Genomic DNA, 23,788 nt, shown 5'->3' with positions numbered 1-23,788 from the left:
TCATAAATGAAAAAACAATTACAACAATTATCGGCATATCAACCTGGGTTATCACCGCAAGCACTTAAAGAAAAATTTGGTATAGAAGGTGAGTTATATAAACTAGCATCGAATGAAAATTTATATGGACCATCACCTCGTGTAAAAGAAGCAATTGAGGCTCACTTAGATGAATTATTTTACTATCCGGAAACAGGCTCTCCATCATTACGAAAAGCAATTAGTAAGCATTTAAATGTTGATGAATCTCGAATTTTATTTGGCGCAGGTTTAGATGAAGTAATACTCATGATTTCTAGAGCAGTTTTAACACCGGGAGATAAAATTGTGACAAGTGAAGCTACTTTTGGACAATATTATCATAATGCGATTGTTGAATCAGCTAAAGTTGTAAAAGTACCGTTAAAAAATGGCGGATTTGATTTGGAAGGAATTTTAAAAGAGGTTAATTCTGATACCTCATTAGTATGGTTATGTAATCCTAATAATCCTACAGGTACATATTTTAGTCATGATGAATTAGAGTCATTTTTGGAACGTGTTCCAAGTCATGTGCCAGTCTTAATTGATGAAGCATATTTCGAATTCGTCACTGCTGAAGATTATCCTGATACATTAAAACTACAAGAACGCTTTGATAATGCATTTTTATTAAGAACATTTTCTAAAGCATATGGATTAGCAGGTTTACGTGTAGGATATGTTGTGGCAACAAATGAAGCCATTGAAAAATGGAATATCATTCGTCCACCATTTAATGTGACACGAATTTCAGAATATGCAGCGATTGCAGCATTAGAAGATCAAGATTATTTAAAAGAGATTACTAGAAAAAATGCAAAAGAACGTGAAAAGTTCTATAACATTGAACAAAGTAAACACTTTTTACCTAGTCAAACGAACTTTGTATTTGTAGTAACAGATAAGCCACAAGCATTGTATAATGAATTATTAAACGTTGGCTGTATCACTAGACCTTTTCCTAATGGAGTACGTATTACAATTGGATTTGAAGAACAAAATAATAAAATGATTGAAGTATTAAAACAATTTAATTATTAAACTAAGGAAAAACCTTTAATTGCGATTCATGACGAATTAAAGGTTTTTTGCTATACTTTGAAAATGTGCAAAAGATAACTAAGGAAGTGATAGCATGGCACGTAAATCTATAGCAATAGATATGGATGAAGTATTAGCAGATACTTTAGGTGCAATTATTGAAGCAGTTAATATTGAAACTAAATTAGGAATTACAATGGAATCGTTACATGGTCAGAAATTAAACCATGTGATTCCTGAACATGATGGGTTAGTAAGAGATATTTTAAGAGCGCCAGAGTTTTTTAGACATCTTAAAGTGATACCACATGCTCAAGAGGTGGTAGAAAAACTTAATGAGCATTATGATGTATATATTGCTACAGCAGCAATGGATGTACCCACCTCATTTCATGATAAATATGAATGGTTACTAGAATATTTTCCATTTTTAGATCCACAGCATTTTATTTTTTGTGGAAGAAAAAATATTGTTAAAACAGATTATTTAATAGATGATAATCCTCGTCAGCTTCAAATTTTTGAAGGAGAACCTATTATCTTTACGGCTGCACATAATATAAATGAAACACGTTTTAAACGAGTGAATGGCTGGAAAGATGTAGAAGCAATGTTTTTAAATAATAATTAAAGTAAAAAGGTATGTATGAAGCTTGAAGCATTCATACATACCTTTTGATTATGATATAGTTGTTATTTCTCATCATTCGAAAAAGTAAGGATATTGATTGCTTTAGGTAACACATCAATGGTGATAGGTGTTTCTAAATTAATTTCTCCATCAATATCTACTTTCATATTTGGATCAGTGCGTAATGTTATGTAAGAACCTGGAATATGATTAATTCCTTCGGTAATTTCATTCCAATTCATGCTATCTCTTTTTTTGAAAATATCGTTTAAAATACTAAAACTTTGTTGTTCAAATATAAAACTATTTAATTTTCCATCTTGTGGAGAAAGATCTGTAAGTGGAATGCGACTGCCACCAATATTAGGTCCATTTGCTATCACTAGCATAGACGTATTTCCTTTATATTCTTTGTCGTCTACTGTCAATGTATAGTCAAAATGTTCGGGATTCATGAGTGTTTTTACAGTAGAACCAACATAACTTAATTTTCCAAAGATATCTTTACGTCCTTCTTGAACATTTTCAGCATTTTGCACAATAAGTCCTAGTCCGACAAAGTTAAGTACATAATTATCATTTACTTTCATAACATCATATGACTCAATATGTGAAGATAACAATTGCTCACTAGCTTTTTTGAAGTCAGGATTTAAGTTTAATGTTTTAGTAAAATCATTAAATGTTCCTCCTGGAATAATACCTATAGGAAGATCTAGATCATATTTCATCACACCATTAATCAATTCGTTAACTGTACCGTCTCCTCCCAATATAAAAACGATATCAATATCATTACTATAAGTATGATCTTTTATTTCTTTACAATATCTTTCAATGTCACCCTCATTTTCACTTAATTGTATTGAAAGATGCTTACATAACTGAGTTAGTGATTTAGCGACTTCTCCCAATCCATCATATATATCTTTAAGCCCGCTATGTTCATGGTAAAATAATACCCCATGATTATACTGTTGCTCCATAGTTAAACCTACTTTCATTTAAAATGATATTATAAATATTTACCCTGAATTTTATAATTTTAAATATATAAGTAAAAAAATACTTCTAGATGTCATAACTAGAAGTACTTTTTACTATTTTGTATTTACTTAGTGAATACCCTTCATAGCTTTTGTAATCTTAGGTGAGAAAACTAAAATGATAAGAGTAATCACAATAGCAACTGTTCCTAAGAAAATAAAATAATTCGTTTGACCAAGTGGTTTAATTAATTTTACTAATGTACCATTAATCGCTTGCGCTGAAGCATTTGTTAATAACCATACACTCATCATTTGAGCATTAAATGCTTTAGGTGCAAGTTTAACAGCAGCACTATTACCTGTAGGTGATAAACAAAGTTCCCCAATAACACAGATTACATATGATAAAATAACCCAGTTAACTGAGAATTGTGTATGTCCATAACCTAAACCAACTAATCCAATTAGAATGTATGATAAACCTGCTAGTAATGTACCAATACTAAATTTAATAGCTAAAGAAGGTTGCTTTTTACCCATTTTTAACCAAATCATAGAAATAACTGGTGCAAATAATAAAATAAATAATGGATTGATAGATTGGAACAAAGCTTCCCCAAATCGAGTTGTCCAACCAAATAAGTTGAGTTGCATGTCAGAACGTTCTAAACCATAAATATTTAAAACGTTAGAACCTTGTTCTTGAATTGACCAGAATAACATACCTAAAATAAATAAAGGTATAAATGCTTTAACTCGAGAACGTTCTACATCGGTAACGTCTTTACTACGAAGCATAGTTGTAAAGTAAATGATTGGTAAAGCTACTCCAAGAACTAATACAGTATTACTAATTAAATCGAATGAAAGGGTATGGGTATAATATGTAACTAATAATACGATAATCACAATTGCTACTATGATACCGATAATCATTCCATATTTACGCTTTTCTTCTTTAGATAGTGGGTTAGTAGGTTTCATTCCAACACTACCTAAATTCTTTCTATTAAATAACAAATACCAAACAAGACCTAATGCCATACCAATAGCTGCTAGAAGGAAGCCACCATGGAAATTACGTATATCTACAAAATGTTGCAGTATAATAGGTGAAATTAATGCACCTAAGTTAACAGACATATAGAAAATAACGAAACCTGCATCAATACGTGTATCATTTTCAGGATATAAACGACCTACAATATTTGAAATATTAGGTTTCATTAAACCTGATCCGATAATAATAAAGAACATTGATGAGAATAAACCAAATAAAGCAAATGGTAAACTTAAACAGATATGTCCAATAATAATAAGTACAGCACCTAATAAAGTAGCACCACGTGTGCCTGTAATTCTATCAGCAATCCATGCGCCAGGAATAGAAGACATGTAAATAAGTGCTCCATATACTGACATAATCGACATTGCTGTAGTTTGATCAATACCTAATCCATTTTGGTGTATTGCGAAATACATATAAAATATGAGCATCGCACGCATACCGTAGTAACTGAATCTTTCCCAAAACTCTACGAAAAAGAGCACACCTAGTCCTCTAGGATGACCGAAAAATCCTTTCTGTGGTATTGATTGAATTGTTTGTTCATGGGAGTTATTTGTTGCCATTAACATCCCACTCCTTTCTTTCCTAATATGACTGATTACTATGTAAATAAGATTGTACAATTACATCTCACAAGAATTTCTTAAAAATATAAATTTTTAGAATTTTCAGTCAAATAAAATATAATAACTTATAAAAATAAAAGTTTTTATTGCTCATGAACTTATATCTTTATAAATTTTAGCGATAATATTAAAATACGCTTTAATTTAATAAATCGCAATAGTTTATTAAAAAAATCTAGAATAAAAATGACTCCTTTTATATTACATTAGTAAAAATAAAAGGAGTTAAAAAACATGTTATCGATTGTCTATTTTTTCAGGATACATATCGTGATTCATTAAACGATGTTCGGCCATCTTTTCATATTTAGAGTTTGGACGACCATAATTTGTATATGGATCTATTGAAATGCCTCCACGTGGCGTGAACTTACCCCATACTTCTATATAATGAGGATCCATTAAGTCAATTAAGTCATTCATGATAATATTCATACAATCTTCGTGAAAATCACCATGATTTCTAAAACTAAATAAATATAATTTTAGTGATTTTGATTCTACCATTTTTATATTTGGTATATATGAAATATAAATTGTAGCAAAATCGGGTTGTCCAGTGATAGGGCAAAGAGAAGTGAATTCTGGACAATTAAACTTTACAAAATAATCTCTTCCTTGATGTTTATTATCAAAAGTTTCGAGTACTTGAGGTGTATAGTCAAATTCATATTTATTATTTTGATTGCCTAATAATGTAATATCTTGTAATTCTTCTTTATTGCGACCTTGTGTCATAATTTGCCTCCTAATTGTTAGATGTATTAGATTGTCTACGTGCTTTTTCAAACATAAAGTAACTAGCGCCAATAATGATGATATAACCTATAAATGCATAGAAATCTGGTGTTTCTCCGAATAATATAAAGCCAAATAATGCAGTAAATAATATAGAAGCATACGTAAAAATAGAAATGTCTTTTGCTGGAGCAAAACTATATGCTAATGTAATACCAATTTGTCCTACTGCCGCTGATAATCCAGCTCCTAATAAATATATAATTTGTAACTTTGTCATCGGTTCATATGTTGCAATAGAAAATGGAATAAGAACGATGACTGAAAATAATGAAAAATAAAATACAATAGTATAAGGTGCTTCACGTTTACTTAATGCTCGTACACAAGTATATGCAGATGCAGCGAAGATACCTGAGAATAAACCGGCTAAAGAAGAGAACATAGTTGAAGAAAATTCTGGTTTAACAATGAATAACATACCAAAAATAGCAATTAACATAGCTATAATTTGATACCTTTTAATATTCTCTTTTAAAAATATTAAACTTAATAAAATAGTCCAAAAAGGGTTAAGCTTCATTAAAGTATCAGCATCACTTAACACCATGTGATCAATAGCGTAAATATTTAGTAATACCCCTATAAGACCTAACGTCGATCTAGTCATTAAAAGGGGTTGACTACTCATTTTACCCAATATAGGTTGCCTATATTTTATTATGAAAAATAATGGAATAAACATGGCTACCAAATTTCTTGCTAAAGATTTTTGAAATACAGGTAAGTCTCCGGCTAGTCTAAAAAAAACAGACATAAAACTAAAACCAATAGCAGAAATTAAAATAGCAATGATACCTTTTACCTTAGGATTCAAAGTATATCTCCTCATTTATAAAAATTTAACGTCTATATATTAGCATAATTTATTTGTGGATGCATAAGTACTTGCAAAGATAAAAAAGAAAAACTATAATGATAACGAACATATGTTCTTAATGCGATTAAATATACTCTAAATTTTTAATTCGTAAAATAGAAATTCATTCGGCTTTTAATATAAAAAATGAGTTATTTTTTTAATAAATGGCTAACAATATATTATGATTTACATTCTTATGTATTGGAAATCCCGAATAAATAAGGTTTAGTAATGGTAGGCAAAAAATCAAGTGAAATACCTTAAAAAAACTAAAATAAAATTTTCTTAGTTTTTAATATAGCTATGATGCACCTTTAACCGATTTCACGAACATTTGACATCAAATATTAACTTTTAATTAGGGTACCATTTATGTATAATGAAACACAGAATATAGTGTTGGGTTTTGAATTGAGACACAATATGTTGTGTTTGAGGAAAATAGAAAGATTGTATGAATAATTCATTTTAGTAGCAATTTCACACTTATTTGGATTGGTTTTTTCGGAATCTACACTATTTACATGAACGATTTATAAATAATGATTTTTAAAGATTAATAATTAGAAACACAATATGTAGTATTAACTTGATTAAGTTAACGAAATGATATTCGTTCTAAAAGTAAGTTTTCTTATAAGACTAAGAGAACTTCTTTTTAATTAATAAGATTGTCGAAAGAGGGCGTTCCTATGAAAGTAGTTTATTTCTCTTTTTCAGGAAATGTACGAAGATTTATAAAACGTAGTGAAATTAAAAATGTATTAGAAATCAATAAAGACAATTGTAAGGATAGTATAGAAGAACCTTATATTTTAGTTACAGGTACAATTGGTTTTGGTGAAGTTCCTAAGGAAGTACAGTCTTTTCTAGAAGTTAATCATGCTTATATACGTGCTGTTGCTGCTAGTGGTAATCGTAACTGGGGACAAAACTTTGCGAAAGCAGGTCGAACAATTTCTGAAACATACCATGTGCCTTTATTAATGAAATTTGAGGTTCAAGGTACAAATAAAGATGTTATCGAATTTAGAGATAAGGTGGGGCATTTCAATGAAGATTATGGACGAGAAAAAGTACAATCATATTGAATTAAACAATGAAGTAACTAAACGTAAAGACAATGGCTTTTTTAATCTTGAGAAAGATCAAGAAGCTTTAAACGTTTACTTAGAAGAAATTAGCGATAAAACAATTTATTTTGATAGCGAAATTGAACGTTTACATTACTTAGTAGATAATCATTTTTATTTTAATGTATTTAAGAAGTATAGCGAAGAAGATTTAATAGAAATTATCGAATTCGCAAAATCTATTAATTTTGAATTTGCTAGTTATATGTCTGCAAGCAAATTTTATAAAGATTATGCTTTAAAAACAAATGATAAATCTAAGTACTTAGAAGACTATAATCAACATGTTGCCATAGTTGCTCTATATTTAGCAGATGGTAATAAAGAACAAGCTAAACAATTTATTTTAGCGATGATTGAACAACGTTATCAACCTGCTACACCTACATTTTTAAATGCAGGACGCGCACGTCGTGGAGAGCTTGTTTCATGTTTTTTACTAGAAGTTGATGATAGTCTAAACTCAATTAATTTCATAGATTCTACTGCTAAACAATTAAGTAAAATTGGTGGTGGCGTGGCTATCAATTTATCTAAATTACGTGCACGTGGTGAAGCAATTAAAGGTATTAAAGGCGTAGCTAAAGGTGTATTACCTGTAGCAAAAGCATTAGAGGGTGGATTTAGTTATGCTGATCAATTAGGTCAACGTCCTGGAGCTGGAGCAGTATATTTAAACATTTTCCATTATGATGTTGAAGAATTCTTAGATACTAAAAAAGTAAATGCCGATGAAGACTTACGTCTATCAACAATTTCCACTGGTCTTATTGTTCCATCTAAATTCTTTGATTTAGCTAAAGAAGGTAAAGACTTTTATATGTTTGCACCTCATACTGTAAAACAAGAATATGGAGTGACATTAGACGATATTGATATTGAAAAATATTATGATGAACTTGTAGCTAATCCTAATGTTCTTAAAAAGAAAAAAGATGCACGAGAAATGTTGAATATGATTGCTCAAACACAACTGCAATCAGGCTATCCATATTTAATGTTTAAAGATAATGCGAATAAAGTACATGCGAATTCAAATATTGGTCAAATTAAAATGAGTAATTTATGTACTGAAATTTTCCAATTACAGGAAACGTCAATTATTAATGACTATGGAATTGAAGATGAAATTAAACGTGATATTTCATGTAATTTAGGTTCATTGAACATAGTGAATGTAATGGAAACGGGTAAATTCAGAGATTCAGTACATACTGGAATGGATGCATTAACAGTAGTAAGTGACGAAGCAAATATTCAAAATGCACCAGGTGTGAAAAAAGCAAATAATGAGTTACATTCTGTAGGTTTAGGTGTAATGAACTTACATGGCTATTTAGCGAAAAATAAAATTGGCTATGAATCTGAAGAAGCCAAAGATTTTGCTAATATTTTCTTTATGATGATGAACTATTATTCAATTGAACGTTCTATGGAAATTGCTAAAGAACGTGGAGAAGCATATCAAGATTTTGATAAATCAGATTATGCAAGTGGCAAATATTTTGATTTTTATACATCACAAGAGTTCGTGCCACAATTTGAAAAAGTAAAAGAATTATTTGCTAATATGCACATTCCTACATCAGAAGACTGGAAATCATTACAACAACAAGTACAAGAATATGGTTTATATCATGCGTATCGATTAGCTATTGCACCAACTCAAAGTATTTCATATGTTCAAAATGCAACTAGTTCGGTCATGCCAATTGTAGATCAAATTGAGCGACGTACGTATGGAAATGCTGAAACATTTTATCCAATGCCTTTCTTATCACCTGAAACAATGTGGTACTATAAATCAGCATTTAATACTGATCAAATGAAACTTATAGATTTAATTTCAACAATTCAAACACATGTGGACCAAGGGATTTCAACAATTTTATATGTTAATTCTGAAATTTCAACACGTGAATTGTCACGATTATACGTATACGCACATCACAAAGGATTGAAATCTTTATACTATACACGTAATAAATTATTAAGTGTTGAAGAATGTACAAGTTGTGCAATTTAATTAATAGTGAAATAAATATTTAGAGGAAAGATTAAATTATTCTCACAGAGAAGCATTTTAATCTTATCCTCTTAAATAATGTAATGGTTAATAAATAAAGGAGGATTTTATTAATGAAGGCCGTCAATTGGAATACTCAAGAAGATATGACAAATATGTTTTGGCGTCAAAACATTTCACAAATGTGGGTAGAAACAGAATTTAAAGTTTCAAAGGATATAGCAAGTTGGAAGACACTAACAGAGGATGAAAAAAATACGTTTAAACGTGCTTTAGCAGGTTTAACTGGATTAGATACACATCAAGCGGATGATGGTATGCCATTAATTATGCTACATACAACGGATTTACGTAAAAAAGCAGTTTATTCATTTATGCAAATGATGGAACAAATTCATGCTAAAAGTTATTCACATATTTTTACAACGTTACTTCCATCTAGTGAAACAAATTATCTATTAGATACTTGGGTAATTGAAGAGCCTCATTTAAAATATAAATCTGATAAAATTATCTCTAATTATCATAAACTTTGGGGAAAAGAAGCCTCTATTTTTGATCAATATATGGCAAGAGTTTCAAGTGTTTTCTTAGAAACGTTCTTGTTTTATTCTGGTTTCTATTATCCACTTTATCTTGCGGGTCAAGGAAAAATGACAACTTCTGGTGAAATTATTAGAAAAATTTTACTTGATGAATCAATTCATGGAGTTTTTACCGGTTTAGATGCTCAAAGTTTACGTAATGAGCTATCAGAAAATGAAAAACAAAAAGCTGATAAAGAAATGTATAAGTTGTTAGAAGAACTATATAAAAATGAGGTATCATATACACATATGTTATATGATGATATCGGTTTAACTGAAGATGTTTTAAATTATGTACAATATAATGGGAATAAAGCTTTATCAAACTTAGGATTTGAACCTTATTTTGAAGAAAAAGAGTTTAATCCTATTATTGAAAATGCATTAGATACATCAACAAAAAATCATGACTTTTTCTCAGTAAAAGGAGACGGCTATACATTAGCACTTAACGTGGAAGCTTTACAAGACGAAGATTTTATTTTTGAAGATTAGAATAATAACTAATTTTAGAAAAACTAATTGTAGAATCATCACTGCAATTAGTTTTTTTAATTTCTCTATAAAAAATAAAAGAATATTAGTATTACTATTGAAAAATTTATTATGACAATTTAATATATAGTTAAATGATAATCATTTTCAATGGAAATGGTATATATACTAAGGAGCATTACGAATGAAGTTTCTATTCAAAGGTTATACATTATTAATCATTTTAGTGATATTAAGTATACTTTCTTTATTTATTGGCGTAAGTCAATTATCAATAACTGATCTTTTTCATTTGTCAGATAATCAGAAAAATATTTTATTTTCTAGTCGTATTCCTAGAACTATAAGTATTCTTTTATCTGGAAGTTCTCTTGCTTTAGCAGGACTAGTTATGCAACAGATGATGCAAAATAAATTTGTAAGTCCTACTACAGCTGGAACAATGGAATGGGCAAAATTAGGAATATTACTTTCACTCATATTTTTCCCAAAAGGTCATATATTGATTAAATTGACTTTTGCAGTTGCATTAAGCCTAGGAGGAACATTTTTATTCGTTAAACTAATCAATTTTATAAAAGTGAAAGAAGTTATTTTTGTCCCGCTCTTAGGTATTATGATTGGTGGCATTGTTTCAAGTTTTACCACTTTTATAGCATTAAGAACGAATGCACTACAAAGTATTAATAATTGGTTGAATGGGAATTTTGCTGTTATTACAAGCGGCCGTTATGAAATTTTATATTTAGCTATTCCTTTATTAATTATCGCTTATATATTTGCCAATCACTTTACGATTGCTGGAATGGGCAAAGATTTTAGTCATAATTTAGGTGTTAAATATGAACAAATTATAAATATTGCGCTTTTAATCACTGCAACATTGACAGCATTAGTTGTCGTGACAGTTGGAACATTACCGTTTTTAGGTTTAATTGTTCCTAATATTATTTCAATGTATAGAGGCGACCACTTGAAAAATGCATTACCTCATACATTAATGCTAGGTTCTATATTTGTATTGTTTTCCGATATTATTGGTAGATTAATTGTTTACCCTTATGAAATAAATATTGGTTTAACAATAGGAGTATTTGGAACGATTATTTTCTTAGTTTTATTGATGAAAGGTAGAAATAATTATGCAAATTAGTGCTAATAAAAAAATATTAATTCTCTTTCTTTTTACAATTTGCATGGCTGCTTTCTACTTACTAGTAGGTTTGGATTTTGAAATTTTTCAATATCAGTTTGAAAGTCGAATAAGAAAATTAGTTTTAATTTTACTTGTTGGTGGATCTATTAGTACGGCAGTTGTTATTTTCCAATCTATCACTGCAAATAGATTACTTACTCCTTCAATTATGGGATTAGACTCAGTCTATTTATTTATTAAAGTCTTGCCTGTGTTCTTATTAGGTACACAAGCCAGTGTAGTGACAAATACTTATTTGAATTTTCTTCTAACTCTCGTAGTGATGGTTCTTTTTTCTTTAGTATTATTTCAAGGCATGTTTAAATTAGGACATTTTTCGGTTTATTTTATTTTACTTGTTGGGGTAGTATTAGGAACATTTTTCCGTAGTATCACTGGATTTATTCAACTTATTATGAATCCAGATGACTTTTTAACCGTTCAAAGTGCGATGTTTGCAAGTTTTGACGCTTCTAATTCTAAACTTGTTCTTATTTCAAGTATACTTTTAATTATTTTAATTGTAATTGCTTTTATATTAAGACCTTATTTAGATGTGTTATTACTAGGGAAAGATCAGTCTATTAACTTAGGTGTATCATATGAAAAAATGACAAAACTTTTATTAATTTTAGTGGCTTTATTAGTATCAATATCTACTGCTTTAGTAGGTCCTGTTACATTTTTAGGATTATTAACAGTCAATTTAGCGCATGAATTCATGAAAACATATGAACATAAATATATTTTACCCGCAACGATTCTTATAAGTTGGATTAGTTTATTTATAGCTCAGTGGATTATAGAAAATATGTTTAAAGCTACCACTGAATTTAGTCTTATTATAGATTTAGTTGGAGGTATTTACTTCATATACTTACTTATTAAAAGGAGGAATGAAGATTGATTCAGATTAGAAATTTAGATAAAAAAATTCAGAGTAAATCTATTTTGAAAGATATAAATGTTGATATACAAAAGGGTAAGTTAACCTCTTTGATAGGTCCAAATGGAGCAGGAAAAAGTACACTTCTATCAGCAGTAAGTCGATTATTTGAATATCAGAACGGTACAATTAATATTGAAAATAAATTAATTGATGATTATAAAAGTGATGAATTAGCAAAAAAGTTAAGTATTTTAAAACAAACAAATCATACTGATATGAATATCACTGTAGAACAGCTTGTAAATTTTGGGCGTTTTCCTTATTCAAAAGGTCGAATGAAAAAAGAAGATCATGAGAAAGTGGCATATGCCATTGATTTACTACATCTAAGGGAAATCAAAGATAGAAATATAAAAACACTATCTGGAGGACAAAGACAACGTGCGTATATTGCTATGACAATTGCTCAAGATACAGAATACATTTTGTTAGATGAACCGTTAAATAATTTAGATATGAAACATTCAGTTCAAATTATGCAGATACTTCGAACATTGTGTCGCGATTTAAATAAAACGATTGTTATTGTACTCCACGATATTAATTTTGCATCTTGTTATTCAGATTACATTGTTGCACTAAAGAAAGGTGAAATTGTTAAATCTGGCCCAAAAGATAGTATAATTGAAACAAATGTGTTAAGAGATTTGTATGAAATGGATGTTCATGTAGAAGAAATTAGAGGTCAACGTATTTGTTTATACTATGATGAGGTTATCTTTTAAAATGAGATAAATATTTTTATATTTAAAGGGGTGATGCTTAGAAAATATAAAAGAAAATAGTTGAAAAATTGAGTGCCAAATTTAACTTATAAAAGGAGAAATACATATGAAGAAAACAGTCTTATTTTTAGTCTTAACTTTAGCTTTAGTATTATCAGCGTGTAGTAATAATTCTGGTAATAAATCAAATAATGAAAATGATTCAAAAGATACAGTTTCAATTAAAAATAGCTTTTCAGCAAGTGGAAATGACGAAAGTAGTAATGAGGATAAAAAAATTAGTAACACTGTGAAAGTGCCTAAAAATCCTAAGAACGCGGTTGTTCTAGATTATGGAGCATTAGATGTTTTGAAAGAAATGGGTGTAGCTGATAAAGTGAAAGGCTTACCAAAAGGCGAAAATAATGAATCTTTACCAAGTTTTCTAAGTGAATTTAAAAAGGATAAATATATTAATACTGGTAATTTAAAAGAAATAAATTTCGATAAAATAGCTGAAGCTAAACCGGATGTTATTTATATTTCAAGTAGAGCAGCCACTCAGAAAAATCTAGATGAGTTTAAAAAAGCAGCGCCTAAAGCTAAAGTTGTCTATGTAGGCGCAAGTGAAGATCATTATATTAAAGATATGAAAAAGAACACAGAAAATCTAGGTAAAATTTATAACAAAGAAGATAAAGCAAAAGATATGAATACAAAATTAGATCAAAAAATTTCAGATATGAAAAAACAAACTAAGAATTTCGATAAATCTGTAATGTATCTTTTAGTTAATGAAGGAGAACTTTCTACATTCGGACCAGGCGGAAGATTTGGTGATTTGGTATTTAATACACTAGGCTTTAAACCAGCAGATAAACACGTTAAAATAAGTCCACATGGTCAAAACATTAATAATGAATATATCAGTAATCATGATCCAGATATCATTTTAGCAATGGATCGCGGGTCAGTTGTGGGTGGAAAATCGACAGCTAAACAAGTATTAAAAAATGATGTTATTAAAGATGTAACAGCAGTTAAAAATAACAATGTTTATGAATTAGATCCTAAATTATGGTATTTTGCTTCAGGCTCAACAACAACAACAGTAAAACAGATTGATGAATTAGAAAAAGTAATTGATAAAACTAAAAAATAAATCTAGGATATTAAGTTTAGAATAAATAAAAGAGTGGGACATACATCCTAGAAAAATAGCCAGTAAATGAGTTTATTATAAATTCATTTACTGGCTTCTTTATTTACAATACTTCGTATGGTTGGCTCGATTTGTTAGGGGACAACTTTAGTCTGTAGTCTTTAGTTTGTCCTGTTCCCTCAAGAGTCTTGCCAAAATACTTTGTCTTTATATGTTATTCTATATATCATTTAATTTAAGTATTAAATTTCAAAATATAAATGATAGTGAAATTTACAACGTGAATTAAAATGTGCTTGGCAATTTGGACATGTTTCAGTCATCATGTATTCATGAATAGAGAGTTCATTTTGACAAACTCCACAAAGTATCGCCTTTTTATGAAATTCCTCTGCTGACCAACGCTGAATGTTATGAGATTCATGTTCGTTATGACATTGATAACAAGGATAATACTTTTCACAACATTTAAATTTAATCGCTATAATGTCAAGAAATGTATGATAGTGAATACAACGTGTTTCATTGTCTACGAGAGAACCATAAACTTTTAGCATTGTTTAACATCTCCTAACATTGAGAATTTACTCTGACTCTGGATATTCGCCAATGATTCGAACTTCACGATGTAATTCAACATCAAATTTTTCTTTCACGACTTTTTGTACGTGATGAATTAAATTCTCATAATCTGTTGCTGTACCATTATCGACATTTACCATAAATCCGGCATGTTTAGTTGAGACTTCCACGCCACCAATACGATGGCCTTGAAGATTTGAATCTTGAATTAATTTTCCAGCAAAATGACCTGGAGGACGTTGGAATACACTACCGCATGAAGGATATTCAAGTGGTTGTTTAGATTCACGACGTTCTGTAAGATCATCCATTTTAGCTTGAATCTCGTTCAAGTTACCTGGTTCTAAAGTAAATGCTGCTTCAAGAACTACTAAATGTTGTTTTTGAACGACACTGTTTCTATAGTCTAAATGTAATTGTTCTTTAGTAAGTTGTATCAAATCGCCGTGTTCATTTACACATAAAGCATAATCGATGCAATCTTTAATTTCTCCTCCATAGGCGCCTGCATTCATATAAACAGCACCACCAACAGAACCAGGAATGCCACAAGCAAATTCTAAGCCGGTAAGAACGTGATCTCTTGCCGCTCTTGATACATCTATAATTGCTGCACCGCTTCCTGCTATAATTGCATCATCTGAGACATTAATATGATTAAGAGATAATAGACTAATCACAATACCTCTGATACCGCCTTCGCGAATAATAATATTTGAACCATTCCCTAAATATGTAACAGGTAATTGATGTTCATGAGCATAACGTACGATAGTTTGTACTTGTTCATTTTCGATAGGTGAAAGGTAAAAATCTGCATTTCCACCAGTTTTCGTGTATGTATAACGTTTTAACGGTTCATTAACTTTAATAATATTGTCAGGTACTAAAGATTTTAAATCTTTTAAGATGTCTTCTTGTTCTAACATAAGTACATCCTTTCTTCTCTTCTATAATCTAAACTTTATTATAGCAACTTTACATATGTTTTGCTAAAAGAGTTTAAAACAATTTGTATATCATTAAAGTGTATGATACAAATTATCAAAAAATTTCTGTTTTTGGTTTTCGTAGTATCGGATTGTTGAGTTTAGATTGATAAATTTATTTTTCTGATTAGAAAACATCTGTGCTACGTGTTTTTGTGTAGACAGTACGTGATCTATAGCTAAATATTGAGTGAATAAGGGCGTATCTATTTGAATAATATGTAATCGTATTATTTGCTTAAGATTGATCATATTATCAAATTTTGCCATCATCACTTTCTTTTTATAAGGGTGGTGTAATCGATAAAAGCCTACATAATTCAATCTCTTTTCATCAAGAGATGTAATATCATGGAGATTGTTGACTCCAACTAAAACATCTAAAATCGGTTCTGTGGGATAAGAAAAATGTTTTGTTCCTCCGATATGTTGTGTAAATTTTACTGGAGAATCTAACAAGTTAAATAACAGAGCTTTAGTGTCTTCGTACAACTGATGATAATCATTGCCGTTGGAACAATTTATAAATGATTGAACAGATGCATACATGTGTAACTCCTTCAATTAAATTATTATACAAATTCTGAAATACTATAACATAATTTATTTTCAATATAAATAACTTTATGTATAATACGGGTGTTAGGAGTGCAAAAATGAAAAAATTAATAATACTTTCATTATGTTCACTATACTGTTTGATACTTTCTGGTTGTGGTCAGAATAATAACGAAGATTTAAATCGCTTCAAACAACACCTATCTAAAGTAGAGACCAAGCAAAAAAGCGTGGAAAAAGTGATGAATCAATTAGAGCTGAACCGTTTAAATGATATAAGTAAAACCGATACAACAGATAAAAATAAAAAGTCATTTGAACGACTACAGAAAAATATAAATCACCGTTTAGTGCCTGAGTTTAAAGAGTATGAAAAAGAAGCTAAACATCTTCCGGCTAAGACAAATAAAACTCGTCAATTAAAGAAAGATTATTTAAATCATGTGAGTAATCAACATCAATCTATAAATGAAATTAAATCATTTGTAGATTTATATAATCAATCAGTTGTGGAAAATGAAAAAATTCTAAATTATACACATTCATTTGAAATAAATAGAGCACTAGTAGAAAAAGATATACGTAAAACAAATAATCAAGAAAATGCACATCTATTAAAATCTAAAATTGAAAACAATAATCGTAATTTACGAAAAACTGCTCAAAAATATTTAGAAAAGGATAATTATCCTACTTCAAAAGCAATTAATGAGCATATAAAACCACTGATACAAAAACAGATTAAAGATTTAAATCAGACTAATATTACAGATTCACATTTAAACAATGCTCGTAAAAATGCGATAGAAATGTACTATAATTTACTTGATTATTATGAGACACGTGAAATAACTATTAAGATTGAAGATCAACTTTCAAAAATTAATGTTGAGAAACTACCTAAAACGGGTAAAGATTTAAGTAAGGGAAATTACAACTTTAATACAGAATTAGAAAAAGTACAGCAAAACGAATAAAACCTAAATTTAAATTTTTGGTTAACATTATATGATGAAATGTGTATAATTGTAGCCATTGAGAAGTTTAATTTAAAAAAAGGGACAAAGTTAAAAAATTTAGAGGTGAATAGAATGGCTATAAAGCTGAGTTCGATTGACCAGTTTGAACAAGTATTAGAAGAACATAACGATGTATTTGTATTAAAACATAGTGACACATGTCCAATTTCAGCTGCAGCATTTGATCAATTTAATAAGTTTTTATATGAAAGAGACATAGATGGATATTATCTAGTGGTTCAAGAAGAAAGAAAACTTTCTGATTATATTGCTGAAAAGACAAATGTGAAACATGAATCACCACAAGCTTTTTATTTTGTAGATGGAAAAGCTGTATGGAATGCTAGTCATAGTGATATTAATGTATCTACATTAGCACAAGCTGAAGAATAAGAAAGATAATATATCGATTTAAGAGTCTGGTACATTTTTTGTTACCAGCTCTTTATTATATCTACATTTTTATCATTTTAAATGACTTTTATATTTATAAAATGTAAAAAATGAAATATGCGATGAACCTATGTATAATGTGAAAGTGAAGTTATAACGTATGAATTTAAGAAAGATAGAAAGTGGCATGAGGTGAAAATAGAATGAAAATTTTAGTAGCCATGGATGAATTTAACGGTATTATTTCGAGTTATCAAGCGAATCGTTATGTGGAAGAGGCAATAGCAAGTCAAATTGATCATGCAGATATTGTACAGGTACCTTTATTTAACGGACGTCATGAATTATTAAATTCAGTATTTCTTTGGCAATCAGGTACAAAATATAAAGTGAATGTTCATGATGCTGATATGAATGAGATTGAAACGATATATGGACAAACTGAAGAAGGTACTGTAATTATTGAAAGTAATTTATTTTCAAAAGGTCATAAAGCAATTGAACAACGTACTAGTTTTGGGTTAGGAGAAGTTATTTTAGATGCATTAAACAAGAACACAGATCATATTATTATATCTTTAGGTGGTATGGATAGTTTTGATGGTGGCGTAGGGATGCTGCAAGCTTTAGGAGCTAAATTTTATGATGATGAAAATAGAGAACTTGACGCACGAGAAGGCGCACAAATGATTAAGTTCATTCGTCATATTGATATCTCTGGACTGCCTAGTACATTGGAAAATGTCAGACTACAAGTGATGACGGATTTTTCTAGTAAGTTGTATGGAAAAAATAGTGAAATTATGAAATTAAGCTATAACCATCAAATTCCACACAAAAAAGCAGTGGAAATTGATAATTTAATGTGGTACTTAAATGAGATTATGAAAAATGAATTACATATTGCTTTAGGGCCAATTGAACGTGGCGGAGCCGGTGGCGGTATTGCTGCGGTGTTGAAAGCATTATACAACACAGAAATTTTAACGAGTCATGAACTAGTAAATCAAATTACACATTTAGATGAGTTAGTATCTCAGGCAGATTTAATTATCTTTGGAGAGGGTTTAAAAGAAGAAGATCATATGCTTGAAACAACCACATTGACTATTGCGGAACTTACAGAAAAATATCACAAACCATCTATTGCAATTTGTGCGACTAATGATAAGTTTGATATATTTAATCATCATCGCGTAACAGCCATGTTTAACACATTTATTGAAATGCCGAAAACATACACAGATTTTAAAATGGGTCTTCAAATTAGACATTATACAGTTCAAGCTTTGCGATTATTAAAAACTACAGCTAATGGAATAAAATAAATAAAAGAGGCTGGGACATAATTCCTAACAAAATAGCCAGTAAATGAGTTTATTATAAATTCATTTACTGGCTTCTTTATTTACAATACTACGTATTGTTGGCTCGCTTTCTTAGGGGACAGCTTCAGCCTGTAGTCTTCAGCTTGTCCTGTTCCCTCAAGAGTCTCGCCAAAATACTTTGTATTTATATGTAATTTTACATTGAAATACTTTAAAAAAATAAGGCCCTTTCGTATAATTTAATAAATATCACTAAACTAAATTAACGAGGTGCCTTATGTATAAAGATTATAACATGACTCAACTTACTCTACCATTGGAAACTTCAGTTCTTATCCCCACAAATGATATGTCACGACATGTCAATGATATTGTAGAAACAATTCCTAAAACTGAATTCGATGAATTCAGACATCATCGTGGTGCAACCTCATACCATCCAAAAATGATGTTAAAAGTCATTCTATATGCCTACACACAATCTGTGTTTTCAGGTCGTAAGATAGAAAAATTACTTAATGATAGCATCCGGATGATGTGGCTATCACAAAATCAAAAGCCTTCTTATAAAACGATTAATCGATTTAGAGTCAATCCAAAAGTAGATGCTTTATTAGAATCATTATTTATTCAATTTCATAGTCAGTGTTTGAAACAACATCTTATAGATGATCAGGCCATTTTTATTGATGGTACGAAAGTTGAGGCGAATGCCAATCGATATACATTTGTATGGAAAAAGAGTATTCAAAACCATGAGACAAAAATGAATGAAGATTCTAAAGCACTCTATCATGAATTGATAACAAATAAAATCATACCTGAGATTAAAAAAGATCACGATAATGACTTAACAAAGGAAGAAATAGATTTGATTGGTAGTCATTTGGATAAAGAAATCGAAGATTTAAATCAACATATCGATAATGAAAAATGTACTAAAATAAGAAAACAAATACGGCTCAAAAGAACTAAAATTAAACAATACAAAAAGCAAATTAATGATTACTCTGGGCGAAAGCATAAATACGACGTCCAAAAATCTATTTTAAAGGATAGAAATAGTTATTCTAAAACAGATCATGATGCCACATTTATGAGAATGAAAGAAGATCATATGAAAAATGGACAACTCAAGCCAGGTTATAATTTACAAATAGCGACAAATTCTCAATTCGTTTTATCTTATAATGTGTATCAAAATCCGACTGATACAAGAACGATGATACCATTTTTAAATTTAATTCAAGAGACCTACGGTCATTTACCTGAATATATTGTAGCTGATGCAGGTTATGGTAGCGAACCCAATTATATGGCAATTATAGATGATTTTAATCGAATACCACTTATAACCTACGGTATGTTTATAAAAGATAAAACTAAAAAATATAAAAGCGACATCTTTAACACTCAAAATTGGGATTATGACGAAATTAACGATGAATATATTTGTCCAAACAATAAGCGATTGGGTTTTAAAAGATATGCCTATCGCCATGATAAATATGGGTTTAAGAGAGACTTCAAATTATATGAATGTGATGATTGTTCAGAATGTCCTCTGAGACACCAGTGCATGAAATACAATTCAAAAACGAATAAAAAAATAATGAAAAATTATAATTGGGAATATTTTAAAGCCCAAATTAATAAAAAGCTTTCAGAACCAAAAATAAAAACCATCTACAGTCAAAGAAAAATTGATGTGGAGCCTGTTTTTGGATTTATGAAGGCTATTTTGGGTTTCACTCGAATGTCCGTTCGAGGGATAAATAAAGCCAAAAGAGAACTAGGATTTGTGCTAATGGCACTTAATATAAGAAAAGTAACAGCTCAACGAGCTGAAAATAATCAAAAAAATTATAAAAAAGACAATTTCTATATTATTTCAATAGAAATTGTCTTTTTTCACTTATCTAGATACTTTATGTCCCGGACTCTTTTTATTTATTATTTTTCATATTGTGTTACTTCTTGAGCAATACCGATAATCACTTGTACTGCTTTTTCCATTACATCGATAGAAGCATATTCAAATGGGCCATGGAAGTTTCCACATCCTGTAAAAATATTAGGTGTAGGTAAACCTTTAAATGAAAGCTGAGAACCATCAGTACCACCGCGTATAGGCGCAGTATTTGGTTTTATCTCTAAATCTGCAAATACTTTTTTAGGAATATCAATAATATACGGATGTGGCTTAATTTGTTCAGCCATATTATAGTATTGGTCTTCGATATCTACTTTTACTGGATAACCTTCATAATGAATATTAATATCATCACGAATTTCTAAAAGTTTTTTCTTTTTAAGTTCAAAAGATTTTCTATCATGATCTCTTATAATATATTGTAAAGAAGCTTTTTCAACTGTTCCTTCTATTTTCATTAAATGATAGAATCCTTCATAACCTTCTGTACGTTCTGGTACTTCATTAGCAGGTAGTAGACTATGGAATTGATGTGCTAATCCAATAGCATTAACCATAACGTTTTTTGCAGAACCAGGATGAACGTTTACACCATGTGTAGTGATTGTTGCTTCTGCTGCATTAAAACTTTCGAATTGTAATTCTCCAAACTCACTGCCATCCATAGTATAGGCGAAATCGGCATTAAAGCGTTTCACATTAAATTTGTGAGGACCACGACCTATTTCTTCATCAGGTGTAAAAGCTATACGTATGCGACCATGTTTAATTTCTGGATGGGTCTGCAAGTATTTTACTGCTTCCATAATTTCTACAACACCTGCTTTATCATCGGCACCTAGTAAAGATGTACCATCTGTAATCATTAGAGTGTGACCTTCTAATTTTTTAAGTTCTGGAAATACATCTTGACTTAATACTCGATTTGTTTGACCTAATTTAATAGGTTGACCATCATAATCTTCTATAATCTGAGGATTAACATTTGTCGCATTAAAATCTGGTGATGTATCTACATGTGCTAAGAAACCTACCGTAGGAACTTCTTTTTCTATGTTACTTTCTAAAGTAGCAAAAAGATAACCATTATTATCCAATTCTGTTTCTAATCCAAAGTTTTGCAGTTCTTTTTGTAATAAATGTAATAAATCCCATTGTTTCTCAGTAGAAGGCGTCGATTTCGATTCGGGATTTGATTGTGTATCTATTTTCACATATCTTGATAATCTATCTATAATCTGTACTTTCATGACGAAACATCCCCTTAGACTCTATTGTTCATATTGTAAGATTTTCTGTACGTTTTTCCTTTGATTTTACCATAAAATTGCTTAATACGTGTGTAAATATAATAGAGAATTTCTGCTACTAATATTCCAAAAGCAATTGAACCAGAAATTAATGTGACCTCTAGAAATGTATTCACAGCATGAGTATAGTCATTAGATACTAAAAATCGTGTTGCTTCATATGCTGTACCACCAGGAACAAGAGGGATTATACCTGGCACAATGAAGATAATCACGGGTCTTTTATAGCGTCGACTCATCACATGACTTAATAAACCAAGAATTAAACTACCTAAAAACGCAGCGCCAACTTTTCCTAAATCCATATCTACGGTATATTGATAAATTGTCCAAGCTAAGGCGCCGACAAATCCACAAGCAAGTAAAAGTCGTTTAGGAGCGTTAAATATAATAGAAAAAAGTACTGTCGAAATAAAACTTATAACAAAATGAAATAAATAAAATAACATACATAAACAGCCTTTCTTAAAGAATTAATAAAACAATCGCTACGCCTGCACCAATAGCGAATGATGTTAGTGCAGCTTCTACACCACGAGACATTCCAGCAAGTAGCTCGCCAGCCATTAAATCTCTAATAGCGTTACAAATTAAAATTCCAGGTACTAAGGGCATAACACTAGAAATTGTTATAATATTTTGATTTGTAGCAATGCCTAGTTTAGTAAATGTAACAGCAATTGTAATAACTACTGCTGATGCTACAAATTCAGAAAAGAATTTAATTTGAATGAAACGCTGGACAAAGCTAAAAGTTAAGAACGCAGCACCGCCAGCTAAAATAGCAATCCAGCAATCAGAAACAACACCGCCAAACATGAGTAAGAAAAAGCCACATGCAATTGCCGCAGCAAAAAAATTCAATAAAAAAGAATATTGTAATGAAGCTTTACTTAGATGAATCAGTTCTGATTTAGCTTCATCAATAGTTAACTCATTTTTAGCAATCTTTCTAGAAAGACTATTTGTAAGAGCAATTTTTTCTAAATCTGTAGTACGATCTCTAATTCTTATAAGCCTTGTATTTGTTCGATCATTAAGTGAGAAAATGATAGCGGTCGATGTGACAAAGCTATATGTATCATTTAAACCATAACTGTGAGCAATTCGATTCATAGTGTCTTCAACACGGTAAGTTTCAGCTCCAGATTCTAAGAGAATACGACCAGCTATTAACACAACATCAATCACCTTATTTTCATCGATAATAGTGATTGAATTATTCATAAAAGCACCTCCACAATAATTAAAATATATAATGATTTTCGTGTATATCTATAATATTCTTCGCTTGTATTAATACTTTATTACTAAATCAGTCATTTTAAAAGTAGAATAACAAATAAATAATATAGATGTTAAATGAGTATAAAAAAGAGATGCAACAG

Annotated in this window: 23 protein-coding genes; 13 read left to right on the top strand and 10 right to left on the bottom strand. The window is 29.9% G+C overall.

Annotation, left to right across the window (positions count from 1 at the left end; genetic code table 11):
• Window positions 1-6: 6 nt before the first annotated feature.
• Both hisC and NSU06_RS09420 read left to right on the top strand, forming a co-directional pair.
• On the top strand, window positions 7-1,062 hold the full coding sequence (hisC, locus tag NSU06_RS09425; RefSeq protein ID WP_019834936.1) for a histidinol-phosphate transaminase: 1,056 nt from the start codon (window positions 7-9) through the stop codon (window positions 1,060-1,062).
• A 94-nt stretch (window positions 1,063-1,156) separates the two neighbouring features.
• A complete protein-coding gene (locus NSU06_RS09420) occupies window positions 1,157-1,693 on the top strand; it encodes a 5' nucleotidase, NT5C type (protein ID WP_017175949.1) in 537 nt (178 codons plus the stop codon).
• A gap of 62 nt (window positions 1,694-1,755) precedes the next feature.
• Here the strand turns inward: NSU06_RS09420 and NSU06_RS09415 are convergent, their stop codons facing one another.
• The 4 genes from NSU06_RS09415 to NSU06_RS09400 all read right to left on the bottom strand — a co-directional run bounded on the left by NSU06_RS09415 (window position 1,756) and on the right by NSU06_RS09400 (window position 5,992).
• Window positions 1,756-2,679: a diacylglycerol/lipid kinase family protein gene (locus tag NSU06_RS09415; RefSeq protein WP_340779882.1), complete on the bottom strand. Its 924-nt coding sequence runs from the start codon at window positions 2,677-2,679 to the stop codon at window positions 1,756-1,758.
• 129 nt (window positions 2,680-2,808) lie between these two features.
• Window positions 2,809-4,314: an S-Cys-Gly-3M3SH uptake peptide MFS transporter gene (locus tag NSU06_RS09410; RefSeq protein ID WP_048682169.1), complete on the bottom strand. Its 1,506-nt coding sequence runs from the start codon at window positions 4,312-4,314 to the stop codon at window positions 2,809-2,811.
• 300 nt (window positions 4,315-4,614) lie between these two features.
• Entirely contained in the window at window positions 4,615-5,115 is a 501-nt protein-coding gene (queF, locus tag NSU06_RS09405) for a preQ(1) synthase (RefSeq protein WP_002449091.1), read from the bottom strand.
• A gap of 10 nt (window positions 5,116-5,125) precedes the next feature.
• Window positions 5,126-5,992, bottom strand: coding sequence for a DMT family transporter (locus NSU06_RS09400; protein WP_002449096.1), 867 nt, complete (start codon window positions 5,990-5,992; stop codon window positions 5,126-5,128).
• 737 nt (window positions 5,993-6,729) lie between these two features.
• On the opposite strand from NSU06_RS09400, the gene nrdI reads away from it, so the two are divergent.
• From nrdI to NSU06_RS09365, 7 genes are all read left to right on the top strand, one after another.
• Entirely contained in the window at window positions 6,730-7,128 is a 399-nt protein-coding gene (gene nrdI / locus NSU06_RS09395) for a class Ib ribonucleoside-diphosphate reductase assembly flavoprotein NrdI (RefSeq protein WP_002449085.1), read from the top strand.
• Window positions 7,091-9,196 (top strand): class 1b ribonucleoside-diphosphate reductase subunit alpha, encoded by a 2,106-nt coding sequence (gene nrdE, locus NSU06_RS09390; protein ID WP_017175944.1) that lies wholly within the window; start codon window positions 7,091-7,093, stop codon window positions 9,194-9,196. The genes nrdI and nrdE overlap by 38 nt, the downstream gene beginning before the upstream one ends.
• Window positions 9,197-9,309: 113 nt before the next feature.
• Window positions 9,310-10,278: a class 1b ribonucleoside-diphosphate reductase subunit beta gene (gene nrdF, locus NSU06_RS09385; RefSeq protein ID WP_002455627.1), complete on the top strand. Its 969-nt coding sequence runs from the start codon at window positions 9,310-9,312 to the stop codon at window positions 10,276-10,278.
• Between the two features lie 184 nt (window positions 10,279-10,462).
• Entirely contained in the window at window positions 10,463-11,431 is a 969-nt protein-coding gene (locus NSU06_RS09380) for an ABC transporter permease (RefSeq protein ID WP_002449086.1), read from the top strand.
• Window positions 11,421-12,380 carry an iron chelate uptake ABC transporter family permease subunit gene (locus NSU06_RS09375; protein ID WP_002449066.1) on the top strand — a complete coding sequence of 320 codons (960 nt, stop codon included), beginning with the start codon at window positions 11,421-11,423 and terminating at the stop codon, window positions 12,378-12,380. The genes NSU06_RS09380 and NSU06_RS09375 overlap by 11 nt, the downstream gene beginning before the upstream one ends.
• Window positions 12,377-13,147, top strand: a complete 771-nt coding sequence (locus NSU06_RS09370; RefSeq protein WP_017175941.1) for an iron ABC transporter ATP-binding protein — start codon at window positions 12,377-12,379, stop codon at window positions 13,145-13,147. The genes NSU06_RS09375 and NSU06_RS09370 overlap by 4 nt, the downstream gene beginning before the upstream one ends.
• Before the next feature lie 106 nt (window positions 13,148-13,253).
• Window positions 13,254-14,288 (top strand): ferrated catecholamine ABC transporter substrate-binding lipoprotein SstD, encoded by a 1,035-nt coding sequence (locus tag NSU06_RS09365; protein ID WP_048761397.1) that lies wholly within the window; start codon window positions 13,254-13,256, stop codon window positions 14,286-14,288.
• A 242-nt stretch (window positions 14,289-14,530) separates the two neighbouring features.
• Here the strand turns inward: NSU06_RS09365 and NSU06_RS09360 are convergent, their stop codons facing one another.
• From NSU06_RS09360 to NSU06_RS09350, 3 genes are all read right to left on the bottom strand, one after another.
• Entirely contained in the window at window positions 14,531-14,845 is a 315-nt protein-coding gene (locus tag NSU06_RS09360; protein WP_017175939.1) for a CHY zinc finger protein, read from the bottom strand.
• 27 nt (window positions 14,846-14,872) lie between these two features.
• Window positions 14,873-15,799, bottom strand: coding sequence for a UDP-N-acetylmuramate dehydrogenase (murB, locus tag NSU06_RS09355; RefSeq protein WP_150885324.1), 927 nt, complete (start codon window positions 15,797-15,799; stop codon window positions 14,873-14,875).
• Between the two features lie 93 nt (window positions 15,800-15,892).
• Window positions 15,893-16,408 carry a GrpB family protein gene (locus NSU06_RS09350; protein ID WP_017175937.1) on the bottom strand — a complete coding sequence of 172 codons (516 nt, stop codon included), beginning with the start codon at window positions 16,406-16,408 and terminating at the stop codon, window positions 15,893-15,895.
• A gap of 107 nt (window positions 16,409-16,515) precedes the next feature.
• Here NSU06_RS09350 and NSU06_RS09345 point away from each other — a divergent pair, with 107 nt between their 5' ends.
• From NSU06_RS09345 to NSU06_RS09330, 4 genes are all read left to right on the top strand, one after another.
• Window positions 16,516-17,394, top strand: a complete 879-nt coding sequence (locus tag NSU06_RS09345) for an EMYY motif lipoprotein (protein WP_150885326.1) — start codon at window positions 16,516-16,518, stop codon at window positions 17,392-17,394.
• Window positions 17,395-17,508: 114 nt separating this feature from the next.
• Window positions 17,509-17,829, top strand: coding sequence for a bacillithiol system redox-active protein YtxJ (gene ytxJ / locus NSU06_RS09340; protein WP_002449093.1), 321 nt, complete (start codon window positions 17,509-17,511; stop codon window positions 17,827-17,829).
• A 203-nt stretch (window positions 17,830-18,032) separates the two neighbouring features.
• Window positions 18,033-19,157 (top strand): glycerate kinase, encoded by a 1,125-nt coding sequence (locus NSU06_RS09335; protein ID WP_017175935.1) that lies wholly within the window; start codon window positions 18,033-18,035, stop codon window positions 19,155-19,157.
• A 277-nt stretch (window positions 19,158-19,434) separates the two neighbouring features.
• A complete protein-coding gene (locus NSU06_RS09330; protein ID WP_340779876.1) occupies window positions 19,435-21,138 on the top strand; it encodes an IS1182 family transposase in 1,704 nt (567 codons plus the stop codon).
• Here NSU06_RS09330 and pepT read toward each other — a convergent pair.
• The 3 genes from pepT to NSU06_RS09315 are packed head-to-tail and all read right to left on the bottom strand — an operon-like array spanning window position 21,111 to window position 23,627.
• The gene (gene pepT, locus NSU06_RS09325; RefSeq protein ID WP_017175934.1) at window positions 21,111-22,340 is read right to left on the bottom strand and encodes a peptidase T; all 1,230 of its coding nucleotides are present in this window, start codon (window positions 22,338-22,340) and stop codon (window positions 21,111-21,113) included. The two genes, NSU06_RS09330 and pepT, sit on opposite strands and share 28 nt — an antisense overlap.
• Before the next feature lie 14 nt (window positions 22,341-22,354).
• Window positions 22,355-22,849 carry a threonine/serine exporter family protein gene (locus NSU06_RS09320; RefSeq protein ID WP_002448047.1) on the bottom strand — a complete coding sequence of 165 codons (495 nt, stop codon included), beginning with the start codon at window positions 22,847-22,849 and terminating at the stop codon, window positions 22,355-22,357.
• A 16-nt stretch (window positions 22,850-22,865) separates the two neighbouring features.
• Entirely contained in the window at window positions 22,866-23,627 is a 762-nt protein-coding gene (locus tag NSU06_RS09315; protein WP_002448186.1) for a threonine/serine exporter family protein, read from the bottom strand.
• Between the last annotated feature and the right edge of the window lie 161 nt (window positions 23,628-23,788).

Origin of the sequence: Staphylococcus sp. FSL W8-1270 (assembly GCF_038007165.1) — a bacterium.
GTDB lineage: Bacteria > Bacillota > Bacilli > Staphylococcales > Staphylococcaceae > Staphylococcus > Staphylococcus hominis.
Note: the sequence above shows the minus strand (reverse complement) of the source record. Positions and strands in the feature narration are given on the sequence as shown.

Excerpts from the sequence above, each read along its gene's own strand:
- NSU06_RS09330 (WP_340779876.1), top strand. The coding sequence starts at position 19,435 with ATGTATAAAGATTATAACATGACTCAACTTACTCTACCATTGGAAACT.
- NSU06_RS09350 (WP_017175937.1), bottom strand. The coding sequence starts at position 16,408 with ATGTATGCATCTGTTCAATCATTTATAAATTGTTCCAACGGCAATGAT.
- pepT (WP_017175934.1), bottom strand. The coding sequence starts at position 22,340 with ATGAAAGTACAGATTATAGATAGATTATCAAGATATGTGAAAATAGAT.
- NSU06_RS09375 (WP_002449066.1), top strand. The coding sequence starts at position 11,421 with ATGCAAATTAGTGCTAATAAAAAAATATTAATTCTCTTTCTTTTTACA.
- NSU06_RS09315 (WP_002448186.1), bottom strand. The coding sequence starts at position 23,627 with ATGAATAATTCAATCACTATTATCGATGAAAATAAGGTGATTGATGTT.
- nrdF (WP_002455627.1), top strand. The coding sequence starts at position 9,310 with ATGAAGGCCGTCAATTGGAATACTCAAGAAGATATGACAAATATGTTT.
- NSU06_RS09415 (WP_340779882.1), bottom strand. The coding sequence starts at position 2,679 with ATGGAGCAACAGTATAATCATGGGGTATTATTTTACCATGAACATAGC.
- NSU06_RS09420 (WP_017175949.1), top strand. The coding sequence starts at position 1,157 with ATGGCACGTAAATCTATAGCAATAGATATGGATGAAGTATTAGCAGAT.
- NSU06_RS09320 (WP_002448047.1), bottom strand. The coding sequence starts at position 22,849 with ATGTTATTTTATTTATTTCATTTTGTTATAAGTTTTATTTCGACAGTA.
- NSU06_RS09360 (WP_017175939.1), bottom strand. The coding sequence starts at position 14,845 with ATGCTAAAAGTTTATGGTTCTCTCGTAGACAATGAAACACGTTGTATT.
- NSU06_RS09365 (WP_048761397.1), top strand. The coding sequence starts at position 13,254 with ATGAAGAAAACAGTCTTATTTTTAGTCTTAACTTTAGCTTTAGTATTA.
- murB (WP_150885324.1), bottom strand. The coding sequence starts at position 15,799 with ATGTTAGAACAAGAAGACATCTTAAAAGATTTAAAATCTTTAGTACCT.
- NSU06_RS09335 (WP_017175935.1), top strand. The coding sequence starts at position 18,033 with ATGAAAATTTTAGTAGCCATGGATGAATTTAACGGTATTATTTCGAGT.
- nrdE (WP_017175944.1), top strand. The coding sequence starts at position 7,091 with ATGAAGATTATGGACGAGAAAAAGTACAATCATATTGAATTAAACAAT.
- queF (WP_002449091.1), bottom strand. The coding sequence starts at position 5,115 with ATGACACAAGGTCGCAATAAAGAAGAATTACAAGATATTACATTATTA.
- NSU06_RS09410 (WP_048682169.1), bottom strand. The coding sequence starts at position 4,314 with ATGGCAACAAATAACTCCCATGAACAAACAATTCAATCAATACCACAG.
- hisC (WP_019834936.1), top strand. The coding sequence starts at position 7 with ATGAAAAAACAATTACAACAATTATCGGCATATCAACCTGGGTTATCA.
- nrdI (WP_002449085.1), top strand. The coding sequence starts at position 6,730 with ATGAAAGTAGTTTATTTCTCTTTTTCAGGAAATGTACGAAGATTTATA.
- NSU06_RS09380 (WP_002449086.1), top strand. The coding sequence starts at position 10,463 with ATGAAGTTTCTATTCAAAGGTTATACATTATTAATCATTTTAGTGATA.
- NSU06_RS09345 (WP_150885326.1), top strand. The coding sequence starts at position 16,516 with ATGAAAAAATTAATAATACTTTCATTATGTTCACTATACTGTTTGATA.
- ytxJ (WP_002449093.1), top strand. The coding sequence starts at position 17,509 with ATGGCTATAAAGCTGAGTTCGATTGACCAGTTTGAACAAGTATTAGAA.